Origin of the sequence: Streptomyces sp. NPDC053542, from assembly GCF_044544685.1 — a bacterium.
In the GTDB taxonomy this organism is placed as follows: Bacteria; Actinomycetota; Actinomycetes; order Streptomycetales; family Streptomycetaceae; genus Streptomyces.
Window position 1 is genome coordinate 368,531 of sequence record NZ_JBITXL010000007.1, and the last position, 24,886, is coordinate 393,416.

Annotated in this window: 23 protein-coding genes; 8 read left to right on the forward strand and 15 right to left on the reverse strand. The window is 72.3% G+C overall.

All coding sequences use genetic code 11. The annotated features are described in order from the left end of the window. Positions 1 to 33: 33 nt before the first annotated feature. From ACIGXO_RS22105 to ACIGXO_RS22115, 3 genes are all read left to right on the forward strand, one after another. Positions 34 to 666 carry an alpha-ketoglutarate-dependent dioxygenase AlkB gene (locus tag ACIGXO_RS22105; RefSeq protein ID WP_399789354.1) on the forward strand — a complete coding sequence of 211 codons (633 nt, stop codon included), beginning with the start codon at positions 34 to 36 and terminating at the stop codon, positions 664 to 666. Between the two features lie 83 nt (positions 667 to 749). Then, positions 750 to 1,547, forward strand: a complete 798-nt coding sequence (locus ACIGXO_RS22110) for a 3-hydroxybutyrate dehydrogenase (RefSeq protein WP_399789357.1) — start codon at positions 750 to 752, stop codon at positions 1,545 to 1,547. A gap of 71 nt (positions 1,548 to 1,618) precedes the next feature. Next, positions 1,619 to 3,631 (forward strand): helix-turn-helix domain-containing protein, encoded by a 2,013-nt coding sequence (locus tag ACIGXO_RS22115; RefSeq protein WP_399789360.1) that lies wholly within the window; start codon positions 1,619 to 1,621, stop codon positions 3,629 to 3,631. A 191-nt stretch (positions 3,632 to 3,822) separates the two neighbouring features. On the opposite strand, the gene ACIGXO_RS22120 is transcribed toward ACIGXO_RS22115, so the two are convergent. After that, positions 3,823 to 5,193 (reverse strand): MFS transporter, encoded by a 1,371-nt coding sequence (locus ACIGXO_RS22120; protein WP_399789363.1) that lies wholly within the window; start codon positions 5,191 to 5,193, stop codon positions 3,823 to 3,825. Between the two features lie 288 nt (positions 5,194 to 5,481). Here ACIGXO_RS22120 and ACIGXO_RS22125 point away from each other — a divergent pair, with 288 nt between their 5' ends. Next, a complete protein-coding gene (locus ACIGXO_RS22125; RefSeq protein WP_399789366.1) occupies positions 5,482 to 5,865 on the forward strand; it encodes a hypothetical protein in 384 nt (127 codons plus the stop codon). 4 nt (positions 5,866 to 5,869) lie between these two features. Here the strand turns inward: ACIGXO_RS22125 and ACIGXO_RS22130 are convergent, their stop codons facing one another. The 4 genes from ACIGXO_RS22130 to dhaK form a co-directional block, all read right to left on the reverse strand. After that, the gene (locus ACIGXO_RS22130; RefSeq protein WP_399789369.1) at positions 5,870 to 6,367 is read right to left on the reverse strand and encodes a MaoC family dehydratase; all 498 of its coding nucleotides are present in this window, start codon (positions 6,365 to 6,367) and stop codon (positions 5,870 to 5,872) included. 94 nt (positions 6,368 to 6,461) lie between these two features. Next, the gene (dhaM, locus tag ACIGXO_RS22135; protein WP_399789372.1) at positions 6,462 to 6,908 is read right to left on the reverse strand and encodes a dihydroxyacetone kinase phosphoryl donor subunit DhaM; all 447 of its coding nucleotides are present in this window, start codon (positions 6,906 to 6,908) and stop codon (positions 6,462 to 6,464) included. After that, positions 6,905 to 7,471, reverse strand: coding sequence for a dihydroxyacetone kinase subunit DhaL (gene dhaL / locus ACIGXO_RS22140; RefSeq protein WP_399789700.1), 567 nt, complete (start codon positions 7,469 to 7,471; stop codon positions 6,905 to 6,907). The genes dhaM and dhaL overlap by 4 nt, the downstream gene beginning before the upstream one ends. A 157-nt stretch (positions 7,472 to 7,628) precedes the next feature. Beyond that, a complete protein-coding gene (gene dhaK, locus ACIGXO_RS22145; protein WP_399789374.1) occupies positions 7,629 to 8,621 on the reverse strand; it encodes a dihydroxyacetone kinase subunit DhaK in 993 nt (330 codons plus the stop codon). A 524-nt stretch (positions 8,622 to 9,145) separates the two neighbouring features. Between dhaK and ACIGXO_RS22150 the strand changes: the two genes are divergently transcribed. Further along, a complete protein-coding gene (locus tag ACIGXO_RS22150; protein ID WP_399789377.1) occupies positions 9,146 to 11,266 on the forward strand; it encodes an ATP-binding protein in 2,121 nt (706 codons plus the stop codon). Between the two features lie 43 nt (positions 11,267 to 11,309). Here the strand turns inward: ACIGXO_RS22150 and ACIGXO_RS22155 are convergent, their stop codons facing one another. Then, entirely contained in the window at positions 11,310 to 11,672 is a 363-nt protein-coding gene (locus ACIGXO_RS22155) for a hypothetical protein (protein ID WP_399789380.1), read from the reverse strand. A gap of 355 nt (positions 11,673 to 12,027) precedes the next feature. On the opposite strand from ACIGXO_RS22155, the gene ACIGXO_RS22160 reads away from it, so the two are divergent. Next, positions 12,028 to 12,699, forward strand: a complete 672-nt coding sequence (locus ACIGXO_RS22160; RefSeq protein WP_399789383.1) for a lysostaphin resistance A-like protein — start codon at positions 12,028 to 12,030, stop codon at positions 12,697 to 12,699. A 61-nt stretch (positions 12,700 to 12,760) separates the two neighbouring features. On the opposite strand, the gene ACIGXO_RS22165 is transcribed toward ACIGXO_RS22160, so the two are convergent. Beyond that, positions 12,761 to 14,482 carry an alpha/beta hydrolase gene (locus tag ACIGXO_RS22165; protein WP_399789386.1) on the reverse strand — a complete coding sequence of 574 codons (1,722 nt, stop codon included), beginning with the start codon at positions 14,480 to 14,482 and terminating at the stop codon, positions 12,761 to 12,763. A gap of 63 nt (positions 14,483 to 14,545) precedes the next feature. Continuing rightward, a complete protein-coding gene (locus tag ACIGXO_RS22170) occupies positions 14,546 to 14,965 on the reverse strand; it encodes an SHOCT domain-containing protein (RefSeq protein WP_399789389.1) in 420 nt (139 codons plus the stop codon). Between the two features lie 417 nt (positions 14,966 to 15,382). On the opposite strand from ACIGXO_RS22170, the gene ACIGXO_RS22175 reads away from it, so the two are divergent. Next, on the forward strand, positions 15,383 to 16,657 hold the full coding sequence (locus tag ACIGXO_RS22175; RefSeq protein ID WP_399789392.1) for a diacylglycerol/lipid kinase family protein: 1,275 nt from the start codon (positions 15,383 to 15,385) through the stop codon (positions 16,655 to 16,657). Positions 16,658 to 16,728: 71 nt separating this feature from the next. Here ACIGXO_RS22175 and ACIGXO_RS22180 read toward each other — a convergent pair whose 3' ends face one another. Further along, positions 16,729 to 17,694, reverse strand: coding sequence for a S8 family serine peptidase (locus tag ACIGXO_RS22180; RefSeq protein ID WP_399789395.1), 966 nt, complete (start codon positions 17,692 to 17,694; stop codon positions 16,729 to 16,731). Between the two features lie 87 nt (positions 17,695 to 17,781). Continuing rightward, positions 17,782 to 18,903 carry a DUF1269 domain-containing protein gene (locus tag ACIGXO_RS22185; protein ID WP_399789398.1) on the reverse strand — a complete coding sequence of 374 codons (1,122 nt, stop codon included), beginning with the start codon at positions 18,901 to 18,903 and terminating at the stop codon, positions 17,782 to 17,784. 300 nt (positions 18,904 to 19,203) lie between these two features. Here ACIGXO_RS22185 and ACIGXO_RS22190 point away from each other — a divergent pair, with 300 nt between their 5' ends. Beyond that, on the forward strand, positions 19,204 to 19,740 hold the full coding sequence (locus ACIGXO_RS22190; protein WP_399789401.1) for a SixA phosphatase family protein: 537 nt from the start codon (positions 19,204 to 19,206) through the stop codon (positions 19,738 to 19,740). A 30-nt stretch (positions 19,741 to 19,770) separates the two neighbouring features. Here ACIGXO_RS22190 and ACIGXO_RS22195 read toward each other — a convergent pair whose 3' ends face one another. From ACIGXO_RS22195 to ACIGXO_RS22215, 5 genes are all read right to left on the reverse strand, one after another. Next, the gene (locus tag ACIGXO_RS22195; protein ID WP_399789404.1) at positions 19,771 to 20,511 is read right to left on the reverse strand and encodes a DUF899 family protein; all 741 of its coding nucleotides are present in this window, start codon (positions 20,509 to 20,511) and stop codon (positions 19,771 to 19,773) included. A 139-nt stretch (positions 20,512 to 20,650) separates the two neighbouring features. Then, positions 20,651 to 21,949 (reverse strand): RNA polymerase sigma factor, encoded by a 1,299-nt coding sequence (locus ACIGXO_RS22200; protein WP_399789407.1) that lies wholly within the window; start codon positions 21,947 to 21,949, stop codon positions 20,651 to 20,653. Further along, complete coding sequence (locus tag ACIGXO_RS22205; protein WP_399789410.1) at positions 21,946 to 22,281, reverse strand: YciI family protein; 336 nt, start codon at positions 22,279 to 22,281, stop codon at positions 21,946 to 21,948. Before ACIGXO_RS22205 ends, ACIGXO_RS22200 begins: the two co-directional genes overlap by 4 nt. A 41-nt stretch (positions 22,282 to 22,322) precedes the next feature. Beyond that, positions 22,323 to 24,218: an APC family permease gene (locus tag ACIGXO_RS22210; protein WP_399789413.1), complete on the reverse strand. Its 1,896-nt coding sequence runs from the start codon at positions 24,216 to 24,218 to the stop codon at positions 22,323 to 22,325. A gap of 68 nt (positions 24,219 to 24,286) precedes the next feature. Beyond that, entirely contained in the window at positions 24,287 to 24,757 is a 471-nt protein-coding gene (locus ACIGXO_RS22215; RefSeq protein WP_399789416.1) for an SAV_915 family protein, read from the reverse strand. Positions 24,758 to 24,886 lie beyond the last annotated feature (129 nt).

The window sequence follows — 24,886 nt, forward strand, 5'->3', positions numbered from 1 at the left end:
TACAAAAATTCGAACACGACGTACGCTGGCACCATGGCCACCACGCACCTCCAGAGTTCCCTCTTCGCCGGGACCGACGAGATCGGCCTGCGCCCTCTGGACGGACTCGCACGCACCGACCTCGGGCTCGGCGCCTGGATCGACGTGCTGCCCGGCTGGCTCACCGGCGCCGACGTGGTCTTCGACGCGCTCGTCGGCACCGTCCCCTGGCACGCCGAACGGCGCCAGATGTACGAACGCGTCGTCGACGTGCCCCGGCTGCTGTGCCACTACGGCGAGGACGAGGAACTGCCGCACCCCGTGCTCGCCGAGGCCCGCGACGCGCTCAGCGCCCACTACGCCACCGAGCTCGGCGAACCGTTCCGCACGGCCGGACTCTGCTACTACCGCGACGGCGAGGACAGCGTCGCCTGGCACGGCGACCGCATCGGCCGCGGCCGCACCCACGACACCATGGTCGCGATCCTCTCCGTCGGCGAACCCAGGACGCTGGCCCTGCGCCCCCGGGACGGCGGCGGGGCCACCGTCCGCCGCCCCCTCGGGCACGGCGACCTGATCGTCATGGGCGGCTCCTGCCAGCGCACCTGGGACCACGCCATCCCCAAGACGGCCCGCCCGGTCGGCCCCCGCATCAGCGTCCAGTTCCGCCCCCGCGGCGTGCGCTGAGGGGCCCGCACACATGCTCATCCCGCGCCTTATGGTCCCGCCCCACATCGGTACCGCACCGCGCGCTGCTTAAGGTGGCGGCCATGAGCGCCACCTCCACACCAGGCACCGACGTCGCAGGTCCCGACCTCGGGGGCCGCACCGCACTCGTCACCGGCGCGGCCAGTGGCATCGGCGCCGCCTGCGCGCTGCGGCTGGCCGCGGCCGGCGCCACCGTCCGCGCGCTCGACCGGGACGCCGACGGCCTCACCCGGCTCGCGCAACAGGCCGACGGCCTGCCCGGCACGCTCCAGCAGGTCACCCTCGACCTCACCGACCTCGATGCTGCCGAGGAGGCCGCCGCCGGCGCCGACATCCTCGTCAACAACGCCGGAATCCAGCTCGTCCGCCCCATCGAGGAATTCCCGCCCGACGTCTTCGCGACCGTACTGAAGGTCATGCTGGAAGCACCCTTCCGCCTGGTGCGCGGCGCGCTGCCCCACATGTACGCGCAGGGCTGGGGCCGCATCGTCAACATCTCCTCCGTGCACGGCCTGCGCGCCTCGCCCTACAAGTCCGCCTACGTCGCCGCCAAGCACGGCCTGGAGGGCCTCTCCAAGGTCGCGGCCCTGGAAGGCGCCGCGAACGGCGTCACCTCCAACTGCGTCAACCCCGGCTACGTCCGCACCCCGCTCGTCGAGAAGCAGCTCGCCGACCAGGCCGAGGCCCACGGCATCCCCGCCGAACGCGTCCTCTCCGAGATCCTCCTCGCCGACACCGCCGTGAAGCGGCTGGTCGAGCCGGCCGAGGTCGCCGACGCCGTCGCGTACCTCTGCAGCCCCCAGGCATCGTTCATCACCGGCACCTCGCTGGCCATGGACGGCGGATGGACGGCGCACTGACCTCAGGATCCTCCGGGGACGCCGGCTCCGGCGCTGGCGCAGTGCGGCGTACCGGAGGTATCCCTAGGTCCATGCCACCCCAGCAGCCCGCCGAGCCGTCCGCCGAACCGGCCGAGACCCCCTTCCTCGACCTGCTTGCCACCGGCGCGCCCGCCGAGGACTTCGAACGCGCGGTACTGCGCGCCCGCGCCGCCGGCGCCTCCGCCGAACGGCTGGCCGCCCTGGAGCACGCCAAGCTGCTGGCGCTCCGCGTCCGTACCGAGCTGGAGGGCCGGCGGCGCCGCGAGGCCGAGCTGTCCGCGCTGTACGAGACGGCCCACGACCTCGCGGGCCTGCGCGACCTGGACGCCGTGCTCCGGGCCATCGTCCAGCGGGCCCGCTCCCTCCTCGGCACCGAGACCGCGTACATGACCCTCAACGACCCCGTCGAGGGCGACACGTACATGCGGGTCACCGACGGCTCCGTCTCGGCGCGCTTCCAGCAGCTGCGGCTGGGCATGGGGGAGGGGCTCGGCGGCCTGGTCGCCCAGACCGCCCGCCCGTACGTCACCGACAGCTACTTCGACGACCCGCGCTTCCAGCACACCCGGGCCATCGACACAGGCGTACGGGACGAGGGCCTGGTGGCGATCCTCGGCGTGCCGCTGAAGCTCGGCAACGGCGTCATCGGCGTACTCTTCGCCGCCGACCGCCGGGTCCGCGTCTTCGACCACGCCGAGATCGCCCTGCTCTCCGCGCACGCCGCGCACGCGGCCGTCGCCATCGACACCGCCAACCTGCTCGCCGAGACCCGCAAGGCGATGACCGAGCTGGAGGCCGCCAACGAGATCATCCGCGACCGCAGCGGCGTCATCGAGCGCGCCTCCGACATCCACGACCGGCTCGCCGAACTGGTGCTGCGCGGCGGCGGAGTACAGGACGTGACCGCCGCCGTCGCCGAAGTCCTCGACGGAACAGTGGAGTTCGCCGACGCCGACCGGGTCCCGGCCGAGGCCCTGGAACGCTGCTCACGCGCCGACGGCCACGCCGTACGCGACGGCGACGACTGGGTCGCCGCCGTCCGCTCCGGCAGCGAGGTGCTCGGCGCACTCGTACTGCGCGGCCACCCCCGCCTCGACCCGGTCGACCAGCGCACCCTGGAACGCGCCGCCATGGTCACCTCCCTGCTGCTGCTCGCCCGCCGCACCGCGGGCGAGGCCGAGCAGCGGGTACGCGGCGAACTCCTCGACGACCTGCTGGAGGCCCCGGACCGCGACCCGCGGCTGCTGCGCGAGCGCGCGGCACGGGTCGCCGCGGATCTGGACGTACCGCATGTGGTGCTCGCGGCGCGGATGGAGGACGCTGCCGGGGAGGGACCGTCGGGGGCGGGCTTGGCCGGGTCGGGACCGGTCCCGGCCGATGGCGCCGCTCGGCCCGGTGGTCCCGGCGGCTCCACGGGCCCCGAAGGCGCCGGGGCCACCGGGCGGCAGCGGCTCTGGTCCGCCGCCTCCCACCTGGCCGCCACCCGCCAGGGGCTGGCCGCCGCCCGGGACGCCGGCGTCGTCCTGCTGCTCCCGCTGGGCCGGGACGACGACCCGGGCGAGGCGGCCCGGCGCGCCGCCCGCCAGCTCGGCGCCGCCGTCCAGGCGCCGGTCACGGTCGGCGCCTCCGCACCCGTACCGGCCCCGGCGGCGGAGCCCGCCGCCGTCGCCGCCGCCTACGCGCAGGCCCGCCGCTGCCGCGAGGCCCTACGGGTCCTCGGCCGCGCCGGACAGGGTGCCGCCGCCGAGGACTTCGGCTTCCTCGGGTTGCTGCTGGCCGACGGCCGGGACGTGGACGGCTTCGTCCGCCGCACACTCGGCGAGGTCGCCGACTACGACGCCCGCCGCGGCACGGACCTGCTGCGCACGCTGCACGCGTACTTCGACAGCGGCATGAGCCCGGCCCGTACGAAGGACGCCCTCCACGTACACGTCAACACCGTCGCCCAACGCCTGGACCGCATCGGGCGACTGCTCGGCCCGGACTGGCAGTCGCCGTCGCGGGCCCTGGAGATCCAACTGGCTTTGCGGCTGCATTTGTTGGCTTCGGCTTTGGGGGAATGAGGTGGCTGGGGGAGGGGCCGCCGCCCATGTTCCCTGGGAGGGGAGGGAGGGGCCGCCGATTACGTTCCCTGGGAGGGCCCGCTGCCCACGTTCCCTGGCAGGGCCCCTCCCTCTCCCCATCCGCTGGGAGAGCTTCCCCACCGGTGGCAAGGCCCCTCCCCCACCTCCACCACACACCCGCACCCGCGAAACTACCGCGCCCCACTGACAGCCGACGAGTTGTCCACAGCCTCCGGTTCGATCGCCGACAGGTCCCGCTGCCGCGTCTCCTTGGCCGCGTACAGCGCGATCAGCGTCAGCACCGCCGCGCCCATGACGTACAGGGAGATGGGCGTGGAGCTGCCGTAGTCCGCCAGCAGCGCGGTGGCGATCAGCGGCGCCGGCGCACCCGCCGCGACCGACGAGAACTGCGCGCCGATCGACGCGCCCGAGTACCGCATCCGCGTCGCGAACATCTCCGCGAAGAAGGCCGCCTGCGGCGCGTACATCGCCCCGTGGAAGACCAGCCCGACACTCACCGCGAGCAGCAGCAGTCCGAAGTTCCGGCTGTCGACCAGGGCGAAGAAGGGGAACGCCCAGGCCGCCACGCCCAGCGCCCCGATGAGGTACACCGGGCGCCGCCCGATCCGGTCCGACAGCGCGCCCCACGCCGGGATCACCGCGAAGTGCAGTACGGACGCGAGCAGTACGGCATTGAGCGCGGTCTGCTGGGACACCCCGGAGTGGGTCGTGGCGTAGACCAGGACGAACGCCGTGATCACGTAGTACGAGATGTTCTCGGCCATCCGCGCGCCCATCGCGATCAGTACGTCCCGCCAGTGGTGCCGCAGGACGGCGACGAGCGGCAGCTTCTCCGCCGCGCGCTGCTCGCCCTTGCGCGCCGCCGCCTGCGCCAGCGCCGCCTTGAACACCGGCGACTCGTCCACCGACAGCCGGATCCACAGCCCGAGCAGCACCAGCACACCCGACAGCAGGAACGGCACCCGCCAGCCCCACGCCACGAACGCCGCGTCCGGGAGCAGCGCGGTCAGCGCCGCCAGTACCCCGGTCGCCAGCAGCTGCCCGGCCGGCGCGCCGGTCTGCGGCCAGGACGCCCAGAAGCCGCGCCGCCGCGCGTCCCCGTGCTCGCTGACCAGCAGCACGGCGCCGCCCCATTCGCCGCCCAGTGCGAAGCCCTGGATCAGCCGCAGCAGTGTCAGCAGCAGCGGTGCCGCCGAGCCGACCGTGGCGTGCGTGGGCAGCAGCCCGATCGCGAACGTCGCCCCGCCCATCATCAGCAGGCTCAGCACCAGCAGCTTCTTGCGGCCGAGCTTGTCGCCGTAGTGGCCGAAGACCAGCGCGCCGATGGGCCGCGCGGCGAACCCGACCGCGTACGTCAGGAACGACAGCAGCGTCCCCACCAGCGGATCGGATTCCGGGAAGAACAGCTTGTTGAAGACCAGCGCGGCGGCCGACCCGTAGAGGAAGAAGTCGTACCACTCGACGGTGGTGCCGATCAGGCTGGCGGCGACGATGCGCCGCAGGCCGGCGGGGGTGGGTGGAACGTGGGCTGTGGCGGACATGGCTCACTCCGGACCGGGAAGGGGGGACGGGAAGGCGGTGCGATGTCGCCACACGGTAGGAAGCCCTGCCCACGCCGCGTATGTGGTCGCGCCCCACACTTCCCGGGCGGGGTGTGCGCCCCGGGGCCATGCCGGGCAGCACGCCGGGTACACGGGGTGTTCGCCCCCGTACCGCTGGGCGAGTGACAATGCGACGGAGACCCGCCCCTTCCGGTCGCACAGGCGATGCCGTGGGGTGAGCCTGGAAGGGGACGGTATCCGCGTACGGCTCAACAGGAAGGTTGCACAGTGGACAGCGCGCACCAGGAGACGCAGGCGGAACACGCGGCGGAGGTCACGGTCGAGTGCAGCGGATGCAGGCCGGAGGACGCAGCGGCCATCTTCGGCGCGCTGCGGACGTCCTTCGTCTCCGACCGCGAGGCCGATGACGTGCCCCACGAGACGGCCGGGGCGGGACCGAGTGTGTGGACCGCGACCTTCGAGGTGAAGAAGCCCCGCGACATGCCGGGTCCCACGCAGCTCTCCGCTCCCTGCACGATCTCGCTGCAGGGCGGCTACCAGGCGGTGGACGAGCTGCGGAAGGCCCTGTTGCCCGCGTTCGTCGTGTCGGTCGCCGGCACGGCGGCCGGCGACCAGGAGGAGGAGGTCACGCTGCGCCTGGAAAGCCGCTAGGCGGTTAGGGCCGGTCCGGCCGGCGGGCGAAGAAGTTCATCGCCGTCATCGTCAGCACCGGTTCGCCCCGCTGGTTGAGCACCTCGATTCCCGTCCGCACGATGCCCCGGTCCGGCTTGGACCGGGACACTCGCGCGTCCAGGATCGTCGTACGGATCGACAGCGCGTCCCCCGGCCGCACCGGCTGTACCCAGCGCAGTTCGTCCACCCCGGGCGACGCCAGGCTCGCCACCTTGCTCACGTAGTGATCGGCGTAGAGCCGCATCATCACGGCACTCGTGTGCCAGCCACTGGCGATCAGCCCCTTGAACGGCCCGTCCGCCGCCGCCTCGGGGTCCGTGTGAAAGCTCTGCGGATCGAACCGCCGCGCGAAGTCGAGGATCTCCTCCTCGCTGAGCACGATGCTTCCGTACGTATACACAGCGCCCGGCACGTAGTCCTCGAAGTACCGCTCCGTGCTCGGCGCAGCGAAGTCCGTCCCACCCGTCACCGTCGTTGTCATGCGAGCACGGTATGACGCTCCTGACGGCCCTGTCAGGCGAGTCACGTGACAGGGCCGTCAGGTCTCAGCTGTCGCTCTTACTCCTTCGCCGCTCTCACTCCTTGCGGTAGGAGTACGCCTCTCCGGCGGCCGCGGCCACCGCGTCCAGGTCCGCGCCGGCCGACGCGGTGACCACGGCGGCCACCGCGCCCTCCACGAACGGCGCGTCCACCAGGCGGGATCCTTCGGGCAGTTCGTCGCCCTCCGCGAGCAGCGCCTTGACCGTCAGGACGGCGCTGCCGAGGTCCACCAGGACGGCCACGCCCGCGCCGCGGTCGACCGTGCGGGCCGCCTTGGTGATCAGCTCGGCGCTCGTCCCGAGCCCGCCGTCGGGCGTGCCGCCCGCCGCCGTGACCGGCGCCTTCGCGCCGCCTCCCGCGAGCCCCGCGGCCAGCTCCGCGACCGACTCGGCCACGGCCTTGCTGTGCGAGACCAGCACGATGCCCACCAGCGCCTTGGGACCGTCGCCCCGGCCGTTCCCGGCCGCCGTTTCCGCGCTCACGACGTCACCTCGGCGAGGGCCGCGAACAACAGCGCAGAGGACGTCGCCCCCGGGTCCTGGTGCCCCTTGCTGCGCTCGCCCAGGTAACTCGCCCGGCCCTTGCGCGCCTGCAGTGGTGTGGTGTCCACCGCGCCCTTCTCGGCGGCCTCGGCGGCGGCCGCGAACGACGTGGCCAGCGCCTCGACCGCCGGGTCCAGCGCGTCCAGCATCGTCTTGTCGCCCACCGCCGAGCCGCCCAGCTGGGCCACCGCGTCGACCCCGCCGCGCAGCGCGGCGCGCAGCTCCTCGGCGGTCACGCCGGGCGCGTCGCCCAGCGTCTTGCCCGTACGGCGCAGCAGCGTCCCGTACAGCGGCCCCGAGGCGCCGCCCACGGTGGAGATCAACTGCCGTCCCGCCGTGGTCAGTACGGCGCCGGGCGTCACCGGCGGCTCGGTTTCCAGGGCCTTGGCGACGGCGGTGAAGCCGCGCTGCAGATTGCTGCCGTGGTCGGCGTCGCCGATGGGGGAGTCCAGCTCGGTGAGGCGCTCGGCCTCCCGGTCCACCAGGGCGGCGGCAGCCTGCATCCAGCGGACGAAGAGCGCGGCGTCAAGGGCCGTTTCGGTCACGTGCTGCTCCTGAGATCGCGGTACGGGTACGAGTGCGGGTGAGAGTACGAGTACGGGTGCGGCGTTACGGGAATTCTTCGGTCGTCCGGGCCTCATCGATATCGATACGGGCAGGTCAGCGCCCCCACCGTAGCCCGGGCGTCTGCACCGGCGCGTCCCACAGGCGCAGCACTTCTTCGTCCGCCTGGCACAGCGTCACCGAGGCGCCCGCCATGTCCAGCGACGTGACGTAGTTGCCGACGAGGGTACGGGCCACCGGCACGCCGCGCTCGCCGAGCACCCGGTGCACCTCCGCGTTGAATCCGTACAGTTCCAGCAGCGGCGTCGCGCCCATCCCGTTGACCAGTGCCAGCACCGGTCCCACCGGCCGCCAGTCGTCCAGGATCGCGCCCACCGCAGCGTCCGCGATCTCGCCGGAGGTCATCATCGGCCGCCGCTCCCGGCCCGGCTCGCCGTGGATGCCGATCCCCAACTCCAGCTCGCCGGCGGGCAGGTCGAACGTCGGGCTGCCCTTCGACGGCGTCGTGCAGGCGCTCAGCGCGACCCCGAAGCTCCGCGAGGTCTCCACGACCTGGCGGGCGATCGCCTCGACCCGCTCCAGCGGCTGGCCCTCCTCGGCCGCCGCGCCGGCCACCTTCTCCACGAACAGCGTCGCTCCGGTTCCGCGCCGCCCCGCCGTGAACGTCGAGTCCGTCACCGCGACGTCGTCGTTGACGAGCACGGTGGCGACCTGTACGCCCTCGTCCTCCGCCAGCTCGGCCGCCATCTGGAAGTTGAGCACGTCACCGGTGTAGTTCTTCACGATGAACAGCACGCCCTGGCCGCTGTCCACGGCCGCCGCGGCGCGCACCATCTGATCCGGTACGGGAGAGGTGAACACCTCGCCGGGACACGCCGCGTCCAGCATCCCGGGCCCGACGAACCCGCCGTGCAGCGGCTCGTGCCCGCTCCCGCCGCCGGAGATCAGCGCGACCTTCCCGGCCACCGGCGCGTCCCGCCGCACGACCACCCGGCCCTCGACATCCACCACCAGCTCCGGATGCGCAGCCCCCATCCCCCACAAAGCGTCCGCAACCACACTCTCCGGCACGTTCATCAGCATCTTCACGGGTACCTCCTGGTGAGACTAACAGCGTGGCCTCTGAGCAGTGTTTCCGCTGGTCGCGGTGGGTATGCCCAGCTCTCGATCTTGGCGGTTCCTGGCGGTCCTGAGCGGCTTCCAGCGGGTCTGACGCTGACTCGACGCTGCCTTTCCTGACTGGGTGTCAGGCCGGATGGCTGCCCAGAGGGACCCCCGCTGGAAGGCCCTGCCCCAGTATCGGCCGAGCGGCGATCGAGGTCACGGACACGACGAAAGGTGTTCAGCAACGGGACCGGAGTCCCCGACGCCTGATCGGCGTGGCTGCTGAAGGCCGCACGGGCCACAGGGCTCGTGCGGCCCCGCCCACCCGCTCCCGCCCACGCATGTCGGGGCATCAAAGGCTGCTGAAGAGACGTCATCCGGTCCGCCAGTGTCCACGATGTGGCACTTCATGGCTCTTTGTTGTCAACGGTTACGGAGCGTGGCGCGCTGGTGGAGGCTGGCTCCAGCACACGCAGTGGGCGTGGGACGGGCAAGGAGAGCATTTCAACGTGGCGGCGGAGGAGCGGCGGGTGGGGAATCTGCCCCGGCCGCGGACGGGGACGGTGGATCGCCGGGCGGAGCTGGCGGAGATAAAGCGGCTGTTCGAAGGTATTCCGGGCGAGCAGCCGGTGCGGCTGGTGACGTTGACCGGGGTCGGTGGGGTGGGGAAGACCCGGGTGGCGCTGGATGCGGCCGCCGCGCTGCAGTCCCGCTTCCGTGACGGGGCGTGGCTGGTGGAGCTCTCGCCGCTGCGTCAGGGGGACCTGCTGGCGCACACCATCGGCGAGGCGCTGCCGCTGGCCGATCAGACCACCCGCCCGATGATCGATGTGCTGGCGGAGTACCTGGCCGAGCGGGAGCTGCTGCTGGTGCTGGACACCTGCGAGCATCTGACCGATGCCTGCGCCATGGCCGCCGAAGCGTTGCTGCGGGCCGCGCCGGGGCTGCGGGTCCTGGCCACCAGCCGCCGCGTCCTGGGCGTGGTGGGCGAACGGGTCCTCGCGGTCGAGCCGCTGCCCGTGCTCGAGGACGGCGATGCGCGGGCGGGTGCGGCGGATGCGGTGGTGCTGCTGATCCTGCGTGCCCAGGAGGCGGTGCCGGGATTCACGGTCACCGATGCCGAGCGGGCGGAGTTGGCGCGGCTGTGCCGGCGGCTGGACGGGCTGCCGCTGGCGATCGAGCTGGCCGCGGCCCGGCTGCGGGATCTGCCGGTGCGGGAGCTGACCGCGCGGCTGGACGACCGCTTCGCCGTGCTGGGCGATACCGACGATGTGGCCACCGATGCCGACCCTCCCTGGCACCGGGCCCTGCGCACCGCCATCGGCTGGAGCCACCAGCTGTGCACCCCGGCCGAGCGGCTCCTGTGGGCGCGGCTGTCGGTCTTCGCCGGCAGCTTCGACGCCGAGACGGCCCGGCAGGTCTGCGCCGATGACCACCTCCCGGCCGGGCAGGTCCCGGCGGTGCTGGGCTCGCTGGTGGAGAAGTCGATCCTGATCTGGGAGCCCACCGGGGGCGGCGAGCGGTACCGGATGCTGGACACCCTTCGCGAGTACGGGGCGCACTGGCTGCGCGAGCTGGGTGAGGAGGAGGTGCTGCGCCGCCGCCACCGGGATCACTACCTGGCCCTGGCCCGCCGGGGCGACGCCGCGTGGATCGGGCCGGACCAGTTCGCCTGGTACGACCGGATGACCGCCGAGCACGACAACCTCCGCGCCGCGCTGGAGTACACCCTGGCCGGATCCGAGGGGCGGATCGCGCTGGAGATGGCCGGAGCGCTGTGGTTCTTCTGGCACGGCTGCGGGTTCGTGAAGGAGGGCCGGCACTACCTGGACCAGGCCCTTGCCGCCGACACCGCCCCCTCGCCGGCCCGAGTGAAGGTCCTGTACGCCAGCGGTCAAGTGCTGGTCTACCTGGGCGATCTGGCAGCGCTGGAGGAACGGGCCGCCGAATGCACCGCCCTGGCCGCACACTTCGGCGACACGGAGCGGAGCTACGCGGCCGCCACCGACCTACGGGTGTCGACACTGCGCGGCGACCTGGAGCAGACGGTCGCCCGGGCCGAGGCGTACCTCGCCACGGATTGGCGCGAGAAACCACTCACCTTGGTTCCCCTGACGACCCTGGTCTTCGTCACCCACACGCTCGTCGCCGCGGGCCGCTTCGAGGAAGCCATCGCCTGGCTGGACGAGCTGAGCGCCGCCTGCGACCAAAACGGCGAGCGCAGCATGCGCGCCTGGGGCGACTTCATCCGCTCCCAGGCGGAGCTGGGGCTGGGCCGGTTCCAGGAGGCCCAGGAGCGCGCCCGGGCCGCGCTGCTGGTCAAACACCGGCTGCGCGAAGGCATGGGCAGCGGCCTTGCCCTGGAATCGCTGGCCCGTGCCGCCACCGCCACGGGCCGGCACCGGGACGCCGCGTGGCTGCTCGGCCTGGCCACGCAACTGTGGGAGACGCTCGGCCGGCCACAGGCGGGCATCCCCGCGATGGTGGCCGCCCGCCAGGACTGCGAACGCCAGACCCGCGAAGCCCTCGGCGAGGACGCCTACCGGAGCGCCTTTGACGCCGGCCGCGCCACCGACCTGGACACCGGCATCGCCCACGCCCTCGACTCCACAGCGGTGCGGCTGTTGTGATCCCACAACGGGCGTCCATGCCGGGATGGGCGAACGGACCACGTCACCGTGGGCGTGTGCCGTACACCTTCTTGGCCTGCTCGGGTCCGTACTGGGTCAGGCCCCAGATCACCAGCACGTCCAGGCCCACGATGATCGCCGACCAGACGCCGGAGTAGGGCGCGAAGAAGAAGTTCTTCACCACGCTCAGCACGGCCACGACGATGCCGATGACACGGGCCGAGTGGCGTGCGCTGAACAGGTTCACCGCGGCCACTATCGCGGCGACGCCGAAAGCGAGATGGAGCCATCCCCATCCGTGCGTGCCCCATGAGATGAGGTAGCTGTCCGGTGGGGACAACAGGTCCTCGTCGATGAGGACGGCCATCCCCACGATGGCGTGGAAGAGGCCGATCAGGAGCAGCATGCAGACTGCGAACACAACGCTTCCCAGCGCGAGGTAGGTGACTCGCGGATCCGAAGCCGGTGCGTCTGCCGGCGGGTCTTCCGGATGACGCCGCCCGGTCGGGGAATCTTCAGCCATGTCCGACACCCCCTGGCTCGAGCAACAAGCATCCCACGGCGTGCGGCCTCCTCGTCATCCCTCGGTGGGCGTTGGGCCAGGGCGACCGCCGGGTGCAGGATGACCGCAGCGACCGGGACCGGCGCCACGCCGCCGGTCTTCTCGGCACTCTCCTCGTGGGGGGCTCATGCGCCGAAAGGGAACGGGCACGCCAGGAAACACCGTGCGCGCGCCGCGGTCGATGCGTACGGGCACGGCCGTGGGAATCACCGTCGCCGTGCTGGCGATCACCAACCTGGCCAACAATCGATGGTGGCCATCGCTCGGGGTACTGACCGCCGTTGTGGTCAGTGCGCTGTTGCTGGCGGTGCACCGCCGGGCAGGAGGCACGTGGGCGGATGCGGGGCTGGACCCCGCGACGTTCGGGCGCGGTGCGCGTTGGGCAGCGGTACTGATCGGCCTGGTCGGCGTGGGGTGTGCGGCGGCGGCGCTGCTGCCGGCGGCCCGGGGCCTGTTCGCGGACGAGCGGTACAGCGGGCTGACAGGCGGTCAGGTGGCGTTGCGTGTGCTGGTGACGGTGCCGGTCGGCACGGTGCTGCTGGAGGAGGTGGCCTTCCGGGGTGTGCTGTACGGTCTGGTGCGCCGGGCTCGGGGTGCGGTGTGGGCGACGGCCGTGTCGAGTGTGTTGTTCGGGCTGTGGCATGTCCTGCCGTCGCTGCACCTGGCGAGCGCGAAGCCCGTGCTGACGCCGGTGTTCGGCGGTTCCGCGCTCGGTGCGGCGGCTGCGGTCGTGGGCGCGGTGCTGTTCACGGGGGCCGCGGGCGTACTGTTCTGTGAGCTGCGCCGGCGCAGCGGGAGCCTGCTGGCACCCATGGGTCTGCATTGGGCGGTCAACGCGTTCGGCTACGTGGTCGGCCATCTGCTGGCGTGACCGGGCCGTACAGCGGATGTGTAGTACGTCGACCGCGTACGGCGGCATGCAGCGTAGGTGGTCACTGCTCCGTCGCGATGATGTCCTTGAGGCGGTCGAGGTCCCGGGTGGTGACGTCCGGGGGCCGCATGACGGCGTTCCACGCGTCGACGTATTCGGTGGTGTACGTGTGGCCGTGGCCGGGCGGTACGTCGGTGGAGAAGGGAAGGTCCGCGGTGACCTGCCAGAAGGTGACGAGGGGCAGCCACACCATTTGCCTGAGCACGTCGTCGCCCGGGTGCTGGCCGAGCCAGTCCGGCTTGCTGTGAACGAGGTGCGGGCTCCACCAGACGATCGGGTCGGAGGAGTGCATGAGGTAGAGCACGCGGTTGCCGTTCCAGGGCCGGTCCGCCGGCGGAATCTCCGCGGCCGGATCACTGGCGAACCGCACGGTCCGCCCGTCCTTGTAAACGGGCTGGATCTCGGGGCTGCCGGCGTCCCGGTGGTCGCTGAACTCCCGGAACAGTGTGTTGAACGCGGGCGGGCCGGCGAACAGCGTGCCCGCGGTGCGGTTGCGCAGGTCGTACTCCCCGCTGAACGCGGTCTCGCCGCCGAACGACCCCAGACTCTCCCCGCTGACGAACAGCCGGGGGCGTTGCCCCTGCGGCAGCTTCGACCAGTCGTCGTAGACGGCGTCGAAGAGGGCGCGCCCCGCCTCGCGGGCCTTCGTCTGGTCGACCAGGTAGGAGAGCCAGGACGGCAGGTAGGAGTACTGGGTCGCGACGGTGGCCGAGTCGCCGCCGCTGAGGTACTCGAAGGTGTCCACCGAGGCCGGATCGACCCAGCCGCTTCCGGTCGTCGTCACGACGAGCAGGTTCGCGCGCCGGAAACCGCCCTGGCGGGACAGGTCGTCGACGGCCTTCGCGGCCCGGGACTCCGCGCTGTCGGCCGACTCCAGCCCGGCGTACGACCGGATCGGCTCCTGCGCCGGGCGGCCGGTGAACCGCTCGATGTCGCCCGCTGAAGGGCCGGTGCCGGTGAAGTTGCGCCCCTGCCGGCCCAGTGAGTCCCATGGCACGAGTGAGCCGGGGCCGCCCGAGCGCAAGGTCGTCGTGGGCCGGTGCGCCCCCTCCTCGGTCGTCGTGTCGCGGACCGAGAACGCGTCGTTGGCGAGGCCGACGAGGCCGTTGAGCAGCAGGCCGGTGACGATCGTCCAGACGAGCGCGGCGACCGCGGTCCAGCCGACGGCGGTCGCGGCACGCGGCCCGATCCAGCGCTTGAGCAGGCGTACGAGCCTGCGGAACAGGCCGCGGATACCGCGCGCGGTCAGCAGGAGAAGGCAGAAGACCAGCGCCGCGATGAGGGGCGAGACCACGGCGAGCGGGACGTTGTAGTGGGTCACGCCCATCAGTCGGCGTATCTCGTGCTGCCAGTACTGCCCGAAGCCGAAGAAGAGGCCGAACAGGACGGCCGCGCTCGCCAGAAAGACGATCCAGGACCGGTGACGCGCGGGCCGCGGCCCGCGGTCGGCGAACGCACGCCATACCCACGCGGCGAGTACACCGGCCCCGTACCCGAGGGCCGCGTTGATGCCGCAGATCAGGCCCTGCAGGATGCCGCCGCGCGGGAGCAGCGACGGGGTGAAGGAGAGGCACGCGAACAGCAGCGCTCCCCAGCACCCGGGGAGGGTGAGGGACAGCCACCGCCGGTGCTTCCGGCGCCTCGGTGCCGGCCGGCCCTCGGCCACTGCCGCGGTGTCCGCGCCCGGCGACGGGCCGGCCGACGGCTCCGATGCGTCCCCCACCACGGCCACCTCCGTCCGGAAGCCCCCGTCAGGACAGCACAACGACCCGTGCCACCACTGGAGTCAGTGCAGGATCCGGTTCTTCGCCTGCCGGAACTCCTCGTCCGAGATGTCGCCGCGCTCCTTGATCCGGGACAGCTTCGCCAACTCGTCGGCCTGACTGGTGCGGTACGGGCTCGTCGCCGCGGTCCGGCGGACGTATTCGTCGAACGCCTCCTGCTGGGCCTGTGCCCTGCTCACTTCGCGTCGTCCCATGCCGCGGCCCCGGGCGAGGACATAGACGAGGACACCGATCAGCGGCAGCACGAGTACGAAGAGGATCCAGCCCGTCTTGGCCCATCCGTTCAGCCGGTCGTCACGGAAGACATCACCGATGACGCGGAACAGCAGGAAGAACCACAGCACCCACATGAAGAGCCACAGCGTGGTCCAGAAAACGCCGAGCAGCGGATAGTCGTACGCGAGGGTGACGGAACCGCTCATGGTCTTCTCCCTTCTCATCACCGACCCCCCCGTGTGGCCGAGGGGCGGCGGTGACTCCCTGAGCGGGGCATGCGGTGCGGAAGAGCGTGCGTGGGCTCGTTCCGATGGCAGCGGCGGGAATGAGGATCTCCACAACCGCGGTCCTGGGTCCGTCTGTTGCTGACAGTAGGGCGACCGCGCGGAGGGGGCCATAGCCGGGCGGGCAAAAAGGCGGCGGTACCGGGAATCGCGGAGGGTGCCGCGCCGCGGGCTCCGTGCCACGCTGGGCGCAGCAGGGGGGAGGCGCTGATGAGTGCTCGGCACCGAGTCGGCCGGCAAGGGCTCACTGCCCGGTCACCACGACGCACCGTGGCACGGGGAGGGCGGCCGGTGCGGCCCCGGGTTCGCCCAGTGGCGGGGGAGCGGTGGTGGGCACGCATGTCGCTGCTGACGGCCGCGGCGGCCGTGACCGTGCTGCTCCTGTTCGCGGGACTGCGGGCAGTTGCCCTGGTCGGGGTGGGGGCCAGCGGCTTGGTGGTGATGGTGGCCGCCGTGTGGTGGGCCCTCACCCACCACGGTGCACCGCGGATCATCGCCCTGGTACTGGCCGTTGCCGCGCCGGTCCTGGTGCTGGTGCAGTACGTGCGGTACCACGTGACGTGGATCGCCGCGCTGTCCGTTGCGTTGTGGCTGTCCGCCGTCGTCGCCGGCCGGGCCGCCCTCGTACGCGTCGACCGGCCGGCGGCGATGCCGGAGTTCCCGGCCTTTCCGCCTCGGCAGCCTTTCCTGATCATGAATCCGCGTTCCGGTGGCGGCAAGGTCGAGCGCTATGGACTGCGTGAGAAGGCCGAGGCGCTGGGAGCCGACGTCGCGCTCCTGGAAGGCCCGGGCCCGGTCGACGTGGCCGGACTGGCGCGGGCGGCGGTCGCCAAGGGCGCCGACCTCCTGGGCGTGGCCGGTGGGGACGGTACCCAGGCCGTCGTCGCCGAAGTGGCCTCCTCGCACGGCATACCGCTGCTGGTCATCCCGGCGGGAACCCGTAACCACTTCGCCCTCGATCTGGGCCTGGACCGCGACGATCCCGCCAAGGCCCTCGACGCGCTGCGGGACGGCGTGGAACTCCACGTCGACCTCGGCCGGGCGGGCGGCCGGCCCTTCGTGAACAACGTGTCGTTCGGCGCCTACGCCGAAGTGGTGCAGAGCCCGTCCTACCGGGACGGGAAGACCCGCACCGTCGCGGACCTGCTCCCGGACTTCCTGGCCGGGCACCGCGGCGCCCACCTGACGGCTCGGGCGGCCGGTGTCACCATCGCGGGGCCCCAGGCCGTGCTCGTCAGCAACAATCCGTACGGCATGGGGGACGCCACCGGCCTGGGCCGCCGGCCGTACCTGAACGGCGGCACGCTCGGCGTGATCGGTGTGAAGGTCACCAGTGCGGCACAGGCAGCCGCTCTGCTGCGAGGGCAGCGCTCGGCAGGACTGACGCGGTTCACGGCGAAGACCGTGACGGTCGATGCCGACCGCCCGCGCATACCGGTGGGCATCGATGGCGAAGCACTGCTGCTGCCCGTCCCCCTCACCTGCGAGGTGCGGCCCCTGGCGCTTCGCGTGACCGTGCCCCGTACGCGGCCCGGTGTGCCCAAGCCCCGTCCGCCGCTGGACTGGAGGCGGGTCTGCCGGCTCGCCTTCCGGCCGGCCCGCGGAGCGGCGTAGCGGCGGCAACGGCCGGCCGACGGGCGGGGCGGCTGCCTTTCGCCGGCGACCAGGGCCCGCCGGTCACCGCGTTACTTCCCCCGCGCGACCGCTGCCTGCGCGTCGACGATTCCCAGCCCCAGCTTGGACAACTGGTCGGGGTTGCGGGCGGTTTCCTTCACATCGGCGATGATCTGGTCGGGGGTACGGCCCTGCTGGTGCAGGAGGGCCGCCACGGCGGAGACGTAGGGCGTGGCCATGGACGTGCCGTCCAGCTCGCCGTACCCGGAGGTGTTGTCGCGCGTCAGCGGCGTGGTGTACGTGGGCAGGGTGGACAGGATGGCAACGCCCGGAGCGGAGACGGCCCCCTGGGCGCCGAAGTTGGAGAAGCTCGCGGGCTTGCCGTGCTGATCGCTGGCGCCGACGACGAGTACGGGGGTGCTCAGCCGGTACGGCTGTGTCTCGGCCCCCTCGTTGCCCGCCGCGGCGACCACCACCGCACCTTCGTCGTGGGCGGTGGTGATGGCCCGGTTGAGGGTTCCGCCGCGCAGCAGCTTCGCCATGAGCCCGGACTCGCCGAGCGAGAGGTTGATGACATCGGCGCCGTGCTCCGCCGCCCATACGACGCCGCGGATGATGTCCTCCTTGGCGCCGGATCCGGCCGCCGTCAGGACCCGCACCGGCATGATCTTGGCGCCCGGTGCTCCGCCCGCGATGCCCACGCCGTTGTCGGTGGCCGCGGCCGCGATCCCGGCGACGTGGGTGCCGTGGCCGTTGTGATCCATCGGGTCGCCGTCACCGTCGACGACGTCGGTACCGGACACCAGTCGGCTCTTGAGGTCCGGGTGGTCGAGGTCGACACCGGTGTCCACCACGGCGATCACCGTGTCGTCCCCGCGCGCGGTCTGCCACGCCGCCGGCAGCTTCAGGGCGTCCAGTGCCCATTGCTGCCCGCGCTCGGGGTCGGGCTCGTGGTCGTCACCGCAGCCCGCGACCAGGACCGAGGCGAGCGCCGCGCAGGCCAGTACGGCGGTGGGACGGGACAACGACCCGCTCATGGGCACCTCCGGCAACGTGCGGGCTCTGTCCGGTGACGCGAGGCTGTGCGGGCGTCGGGAGCCCGCCCGCACCTGCCAGGTCTCCGGTCACACGCCGTGGAGAGCGGCGATGAGTTCGTCCTCGCGTTCCTTGGTGAGCGAGGTGTGCAGCACCGTGGGGTGGAAGGGGCGCAGCGCTTCCCGTACCCGGTCGGGAGTGGACCGCCGTACGAGCGCGAAAACCGCGGCGCGGCCCGGCTCCAGTGCGCCGGCCGTCTCCTTGATGAACGCGTCGTTCAAGCCGACGTCCCTGAGCTTGCCGGCGACGGCGCCCGTCGCGGCACCCGCAGCGGCGCCGAAGACCGGCATCAGGAAGAGCATGCCGAACAGCGTCCCCCACAGGGCACCCGTGGCGGCTCCGGTGGCGGTGGTGTTGTGGGCCTGCTGCACGTGCACCTTGCCGTCCTGGGTACGCCAGGCCAGCGCGGCGTCCTCCAGGTCCAGCAGCTCCTCGCGGGAGAGCTGACTGCTGAGCCGCATCACGGCTTCGGCCTGCTCCTTGTCGGAGAAACCGAGCACCACGAGTCCGGTCATGGATTCCTCCTGGGCGTCGGGCCGGTCGCCGGCCCCGCGTGACGTGCCTGTCGTTTCGTTGCGCGTGTCGTCGGTGGTTTCTTCGGCGACCCGTCCCGCTGTCTCTGCTGTCTCCGGTGCCGCAGCTGTTTCTGCTGTCTCCTCGTCGATTCGTGCGGCTACCGCGAGCAGCTCCGTGGCGATGGGGGCGAGCGCTTCTTCGGTGAGGAATCCCTCTGCCAGCGGCACGCCTCCCTGCTCACGGACCGCGCCCCTCAGCTTCCTCGCCCACCGGTGCTCGAGCAGCAGGAAACCCGCGGTGGTGCCTGGTTCCAAGGAGTCCGCGAGCTGCCGGATGTCGTCGGTGGCCAGGCCGAAGGCGTGTCCCGGTGCCAGGGAGGGGAACACCTCTTCCGCTCCCCGCATGCTGCCCGGGCGCAGTCCGAGCAGCGCGCTGATCGTGTCGCCCATGCCTTCTGCCTGGTAACCGACGGCGGCGAGCTCACCGCCGGCTTGTTTCTGCACGACCAGCAGGTCGAGGACCAGTATCTGGCCCGCGGCGGACAGCTCGTCCAACTCCTCGACGATCCTCCCCTCGAACGTCGCGTCCGGACCGAAGGCGATCGCCAACAGCTGTATGGGCCCGGTCTCGGTCATCGTGTCGCCTCCCTCTGTAGGCGCTGCACGTCATTCAGCAACGGATCGGGTCGGGCGGCAACCCCGTCGGAGTGACAGCACGGCGAGAGCGGCGGCATCGCGCGGCGAACCGGCCGATGTCCGAAAGACGCGAGGACTTTCCCCTGACGGATCGACGCGCCTGGACCGCGCGTACGGTTTACTTCACCCACACGCGCTCGAACACGCTCCTGATGCAAGCGGTCTGTGCCTTCACGCGCCGGCCCACGCCGGGACGCGTCCCAGCAAAACTACGGAACTCACGACGCGACGGGTCTCAGTGTGACGACCTCACCTCTACGACGATTGCTGCTGCTGCGGCACGCCAAAGCGGCCCGTCCGCCCGGGACGGCGGACCACGAGCGGCCACTGTCCGCGCGTGGCCGCCGCGATGCGCAAGCCGCTGGGCGCCTGCTGGCGAAGACGGACCGGCTTCCGGATCTGGTGTTGTGTTCCACGGCCCGCCGTACGAGGGAGACGTGGGAGCTGGCCGCGGCGGAACTGGCGGGACTGCCACCGGTGCGTCATGAGCCGCGGCTCTATCACCCGCCCGTGCCGGAACTCCTGGCAGTGGTGCATGCGGTGCCCGCGTACGTGTCGACGCTGCTCGTGGTCGGCCACAATCCGAGCCTGCGGGACACCATCCTGACGGTTGCCGCCGACGGCATCGGCGAAGAGATCCCACAAGTCCAGGAGAAGTTCCCCACCGCCGCGATCGCCGAGCTGACCTGGCACGGGACGTGGGGGCAGCTCGGTCCCCGTACGGCGCTGCTGACGGGGCTGGCCGTCGCTCGGGGAGACCGGCGGAGGCCCTCGTGAACAGTGGTGTGGGTGCCTGCGGACGGGCTGTCAGCGCTCGGTGGTGCCGAGGTCGTCGGAGCGGCCACCGGCCTTCAGACGTGACCACTGGGCGAGGGGGCGGCCGCCGGAACGCAGCCGGCCGTCCGTGCCCGTCCACCCCTGCGGCCAGCCGGCGGGGGAGTCCTCCCAGGGCTCCTGCCGTCCGTAGACCGTCCTGTCCAGCAACGCGTAGGCGTTGTCCATGGCCTCGACGCCGCGCCCGGTCGTCCAGTACGTCTCGAACACCCGGTCGCCCTGCCGCAGATAGCACGCCAGCACGAAGGGCCCCCGTCCGGCCAGCAGCGCGTCCAGGGACTCCTGGGCCGAGTACCAGGGCATGTCCCAGCCCATGAAGTCGCGGTAGCGGACGCTCTCCTCGTACGGGCCCTGGCAGAACGTGGCGTAGGTGACGTCGCGGGAATGCACCGCGGACAGATCGCGGACCTGCGTGGTGAAGAACGTGCAGCCCTCGCACTGCTCGGCGGCGGGCCGGCCGGTGTGCCACATGAAGTAGTAGGCGATCAGCTGCCGGCGGCCCTCGAACGTCTCCAGCAGCGTGACCGGCCCGTGGGGGCCCGTCAGCGTGAGGGCCGGGTCCACCTCCACCATGGGCAGCCGCCGGCGGGCGGCGGCGATCGCGTCGCCCTCGCGGGTGTGTGCCTTTTCCCGGGTCCGCAGTGCATCCACTTCGGCTTGCCAGGTGGCCCGGTCGACGACCTCGGGTGCGGCCGCGTTCGGATCGATGATCATGAGAGTCTCCTTCGTCCCTGTGGAGCGTCGTCTCTGTGGACTGTCGTCCCGGTGGACCGTGGTCCTGATGGCTTTCACCCCACCGACGAACGGCGCCGCGCGGAATCGACATCGGCGGCACAGAAATTTCCGGAGTCTTTCAGAGGGCGCGGAGGCGGTTGGCCAGATAGCGGCGCTCGGGCGCGGTCGGCGCCAGCTTCAGGGCCTCCTCGTACGCCGCCCTGGCCTCGGCGACCCGGCCGGCCCGGCGGAGCAGGTCGGCCCGGGCCGCGGGCAGCAGGTGGTACCGGCCGAGGCGGCCCGACGCCGTCAGCTCGTCGAGCAGCGCCAGGCCGGCCGGAATCCCGTACGCCATCGCGACCGCGACGGCACGGTTGAGGTCCACGACCGGCGACGGTGCCAGTCGGCTGAGCTGCGTGTACAGCGTCGCGATCTGCCGCCAGTCCGTGCTCGCTGCGTCCGGTGCGGTGGCGTGACAGGCGGCGATCGCGGCCTGCACCTGGTACGGCCCGGCACGCCGCATCGCCAGCGCCTCGTCGAGCGTCGCCACTCCCTCGGCGATCAGCGCCCGGTCCCACCGGGAACGGTCCTGGTCCTCCAGCGTGACCAGCACGCCGTCGGCCGTACGCGTCGCGCGCCGGGCCTCGTGCAGCAGCATCAGCGCGAGCAGCCCGCGCGGCTCGGGTTCGGCCGGCATCAGCCGGACCAGGACCCGGGCCGGCCGGATGGCCTCGGCCGCCAACCCCCGGCGTACGCCGTCCGCGTCGCGGCCTTGGTCACCGCCCGCGTCGAGGTCCTCGTCGTAGCCCTGGTTGAAGATCAGGTAGAGCACCGCGAGGACGGCGGCGAGCCGTTCCGGGAGGAGCTCGGCGGGCGGTACCCGGTAAGGGATCCCGGCCTCCCGGATCTTGCGCTTGGCGCGGACCAGGCGCTGCGCCATCGTGCGCTCGGTGGTCAGGAAGGCCCGGGCGATCTCGGCGGTGCTCAGGCCGGCCAGCGTACGCAGGGTGAGCGCGACCCGGGCCGGGAACGGCAGCGCCGGATGGCAACACGTGAAGATCAACCGCAGCCGCTCGTCCGGGATGTCCTCCGTCGGATCCCCCAACGGATCCCCCATTGACGCCCCGATCGGTGGCTCCTCCGGCTCGCGGTCGCGTGCCGGCCCGGCGAGTTGGCGCAGCTTGGCCGCGCCCGCGGCGTCGCGGCGCAGCCGGTCGAGCGCGCGGTTGCGGGCCGTCGTGGTGAGCCAGGCGCCCGGCCGGCGCGGCACGCCGTCGCGCGGCCAGCTCCCCAACGCGGCGGCGAACGCGTCCTGCGCGCAGTCCTCGGCCAGATCCCAGTCCCCCGTCAGCCCGATCAGGGTGGCGACGACCTGGCCCCACTCCTCCCGGTAGGCCGCCTCGACCGCCGCGCGTACCGGGTCGCCGGGCGCGGTCATTCCCAGACGGGGCGGACCTCGACCCCGCCCCGCCGCGCGTACGGATGACCGGCGGCGATCTCGATCGCCTCGTCCAGGTGCGCGCACTCGACGATCACCACACCGCCGACGAAGTCCTTGGTCTCGGCGAACGGGCCGTCGGAGACCAGGGTTTCGCCCGCGCGGACGCGGACCGTGGTCGCGTCCACCACCGGACGCAACCGGGCACCGAAGAGCGCGCCACCACGCCGTTCCAGGTCGGCCAGCCACGCCTGGTGCGCAGGGTCCGCCGCGAGCTCCTCGTTGGTCGGTGCGGCCCTCTCGTCGTCGCAGATCAGCAACACGTACTTCATGCGTGGATTCTGCCCGACCGGCTGGCTGCCCGGTGGGAGAGTCAGCCCCCGGACAGGCGGAAGCGCAGGCGGCAGATGGCCGCGTCGGTGTCGCGGCGGACCGCGTGGGCGACCACCGCGCCGCGCTGGTTCTGCAGCATCCGCTGCCACAGGCGGGCCGGTTCGACCTCCGGGATCAGCACCGTGACCCGCGTGCCGGGTTCGGCGGCCGTGACGTCGCGTACGTACGCGGCGATCGGGCGGCCCAGCGTCCGGTGCGGGTGACGGAGGCGTACCAAGGGGACACCCGGGCTCCACAGGGCCCAGTCCCGCGCCAGCGCGTCGGCCCCGGCGCGGTCCTCCGGGGCCGCGTGGCAGACGGTCACCGCACGGACCTCGTCGCCGAGGGAGACCGCGGCGGTCAGTGCCTCGCTGGTCAGCTTCGACAGGCTCGCCACGGGCACGATCACCAACGAGCGGTCCCGGCGCGGGCACTCGGGGACCCGGCCGAGTCCGAGCCGCTCGCCGATCGCCGCGTACGTACGGTGCACGGTCTCGAACGCCGCGACCAGCAGCGGCAGGGCGAGCGCGACGAGCCACGCGCCGTCGGCGAACTTGGTGGCGGTGACCACCAGCGCGGAGACGCCGGTGAGGACCGCGCCGGAACCGTTCAGTACCGCCTTGGCGCGCCACCGCGGGCCGCGCACCGCGTACCAGTGGCGGACCATGCCGGCCTGGGCGAGGGTGAAGCCGGTGAAGACGCCGATCGCGAAGAGCGGGACGAGGGCGTTGGTGTCGCCTCCGGAGACGGCGAGCAGCACCGCCGAGACCGCGGCCAGTGCCAGGACACCGTGCCGGTGGACCTGGCGGTCGGCCTCGAGCGCGAAGACGTGCGGCAGGTGGTGGTCGCGGGCCAGCAGTTTCAGCAGTACGGGCAGGCCGCCGAAGGAGGTGTTCGCGGACAGTGCGAGCAGGGTCGTCGTGGCGAACTGGACTACGTAGAAAGCCCAGTTGTGGCCCAGCGCGGCGTCCGCCAGCTGGGCGAGGACCGTGACTCCTTCGACCGGCCGCAGCCCGAACCGCGAGATCAGTACGGCGAGGCCGATCAGCATGACGCCGAGGAGCGCGCCGAGGGCGGTCTCCGCGTGCTGGGCGCGCCGGGTCCGCGGGGCGCGGAAGGACGGTACGGCGTTGGCGATGGCCTCGACGCCGGTGAGTGCGGAGCAGCCGGAGGCGAACGCCTTGAGCAGCAGCAGGGCGCCGACGGTGGTCGCGTTGTCCGCCAGTACCGAGGCGTGTCCGGCGGCGGCCGCGGTGCTCACCGGCGCCGGGCGGAACAGTCCCACCGTGATCAGCGTGAGGACCGAGACCACGAAGACCGCGGTCGGCAGGACGAAGATCCGGGCCGAGTCGGCGATGCCGCGCAGGTTGACGGCCGTGATCAGGGCGAGGACGGCCAGGCACAGCCCGAGCCGGTCGGCGTAGAGGGCGGGGAAGGCGGAGGTCAGCGCCGCGATGCCGGCCGTGACGGCCACCGCGACGTTCAGTACGTAGTCCAGGACCAGGGAGGCGGCGGCGACCAGGCCGGTGCGGCGGCCCAGGTAGGCGGTGGCCACGGCGTACGAGCCGCCGCCGGCCGGGAACGCGGCGATCACCTGCCGGTAGGAGGCGACCAGCACCGCCAGCAGTGCGGCGATCGCCAGCGTCACCGGCAGCGTGAAGCCGAGGCCGTAGCCGCCCGCGGCGGCCAGGACGAGGACGATCGCCTCGGGCCCGTACGCCACCGACGCCATCGCGTCCAGCGACAGCGCGGCCAGCCCGGTCACCGCCGTGAGCCGGTGCCGGTCACCGGGGTCGGGCGGGTCGGCGGGCTCTTTCCGCGAGGGGGCGCTGCCGGGCCCGGGCCGTGCGGGCGTACTGCCGGGCCCGGGCTCGGGCTCCGTGGTCAGGACGGACATGCGGTTGACTCCTTACATGCGCAGGTCCGCCCAGGTTCCAGCCGTTCTCGACCGGCCGGATGCCGTCCTTACGCGGTCTTCGCGCCGACGGTCCCGGTCTTCACGAGATGTTGACGGATGGCGATCGCGTGCAGTGCCGTTTCCATGTCCGAGCGCGTCGGCAGCGTCGCGGCCACCTGCGGGCGCCTCCGGGCGCCGCCGCGCCGGATGGTGAGGGGGAGCCGTGGGGCCGTGGCGAGTACGCCCGGTGCCGCGGTGGAGGCCGCGAGCGAGGGATTCAGCAGGAGACGCGTGATGCCCAGCGGGGTGGTCAGGGCCCGCAGGGCCGGCTCCGAGAGCTTGATCCACGCCTGGCCGGGGCCGAGCGTGCTGACCAGCTGGGGCAGGGTCGTGAAGCCGACGGCGGTACGTTCGCCGAGGGGAGTGCGGAACAGGCGGGCCGCGTATCCGGCAGGCCCGGGCCGGACGGGTACGTACAGTGCTCCCGTCCGGCCCTGGCCACGCGCAGCGGGCTCTTCGGCCGGTGTGACGTCTGACATGGCATTTCCTCCTTGAGGAGCTGGGGTCCTCCGGGGCGCGCCAGAAACCATGTGCCCGCTGGAGCGGAAAAACGTACGCATCCTGACGTGTTGCTGACGGAATTCCGTTTTTGGTGACGGAATGCCGAG

Bases quoted from the DNA above. Each gene is read 5' to 3' on its own strand.
- ACIGXO_RS22170 (WP_399789389.1), bottom strand. From the start codon at position 14,965: ATGAGCGGTTCCGTCACCCTCGCGTACGACTATCCGCTGCTCGGCGTT.
- ACIGXO_RS22175 (WP_399789392.1), top strand. From the start codon at position 15,383: ATGTCGCTGCTGACGGCCGCGGCGGCCGTGACCGTGCTGCTCCTGTTC.
- ACIGXO_RS22215 (WP_399789416.1), bottom strand. From the start codon at position 24,757: ATGTCAGACGTCACACCGGCCGAAGAGCCCGCTGCGCGTGGCCAGGGC.
- ACIGXO_RS22155 (WP_399789380.1), bottom strand. From the start codon at position 11,672: ATGCTGCTCCTGATCGGCCTCTTCCACGCCATCGTGGGGATGGCCGTC.
- ACIGXO_RS22180 (WP_399789395.1), bottom strand. From the start codon at position 17,694: ATGAGCGGGTCGTTGTCCCGTCCCACCGCCGTACTGGCCTGCGCGGCG.
- ACIGXO_RS22210 (WP_399789413.1), bottom strand. From the start codon at position 24,218: ATGTCCGTCCTGACCACGGAGCCCGAGCCCGGGCCCGGCAGTACGCCC.
- ACIGXO_RS22120 (WP_399789363.1), bottom strand. From the start codon at position 5,193: ATGTCCGCCACAGCCCACGTTCCACCCACCCCCGCCGGCCTGCGGCGC.
- dhaL (WP_399789700.1), bottom strand. From the start codon at position 7,471: ATGCAGGCTGCCGCCGCCCTGGTGGACCGGGAGGCCGAGCGCCTCACC.
- ACIGXO_RS22115 (WP_399789360.1), top strand. From the start codon at position 1,619: ATGCCACCCCAGCAGCCCGCCGAGCCGTCCGCCGAACCGGCCGAGACC.
- ACIGXO_RS22195 (WP_399789404.1), bottom strand. From the start codon at position 20,511: ATGATCATCGATCCGAACGCGGCCGCACCCGAGGTCGTCGACCGGGCC.
- ACIGXO_RS22200 (WP_399789407.1), bottom strand. From the start codon at position 21,949: ATGACCGCGCCCGGCGACCCGGTACGCGCGGCGGTCGAGGCGGCCTAC.
- ACIGXO_RS22105 (WP_399789354.1), top strand. From the start codon at position 34: ATGGCCACCACGCACCTCCAGAGTTCCCTCTTCGCCGGGACCGACGAG.
- ACIGXO_RS22205 (WP_399789410.1), bottom strand. From the start codon at position 22,281: ATGAAGTACGTGTTGCTGATCTGCGACGACGAGAGGGCCGCACCGACC.
- ACIGXO_RS22130 (WP_399789369.1), bottom strand. From the start codon at position 6,367: ATGACAACGACGGTGACGGGTGGGACGGACTTCGCTGCGCCGAGCACG.
- ACIGXO_RS22110 (WP_399789357.1), top strand. From the start codon at position 750: ATGAGCGCCACCTCCACACCAGGCACCGACGTCGCAGGTCCCGACCTC.
- ACIGXO_RS22185 (WP_399789398.1), bottom strand. From the start codon at position 18,903: ATGACCGAGACCGGGCCCATACAGCTGTTGGCGATCGCCTTCGGTCCG.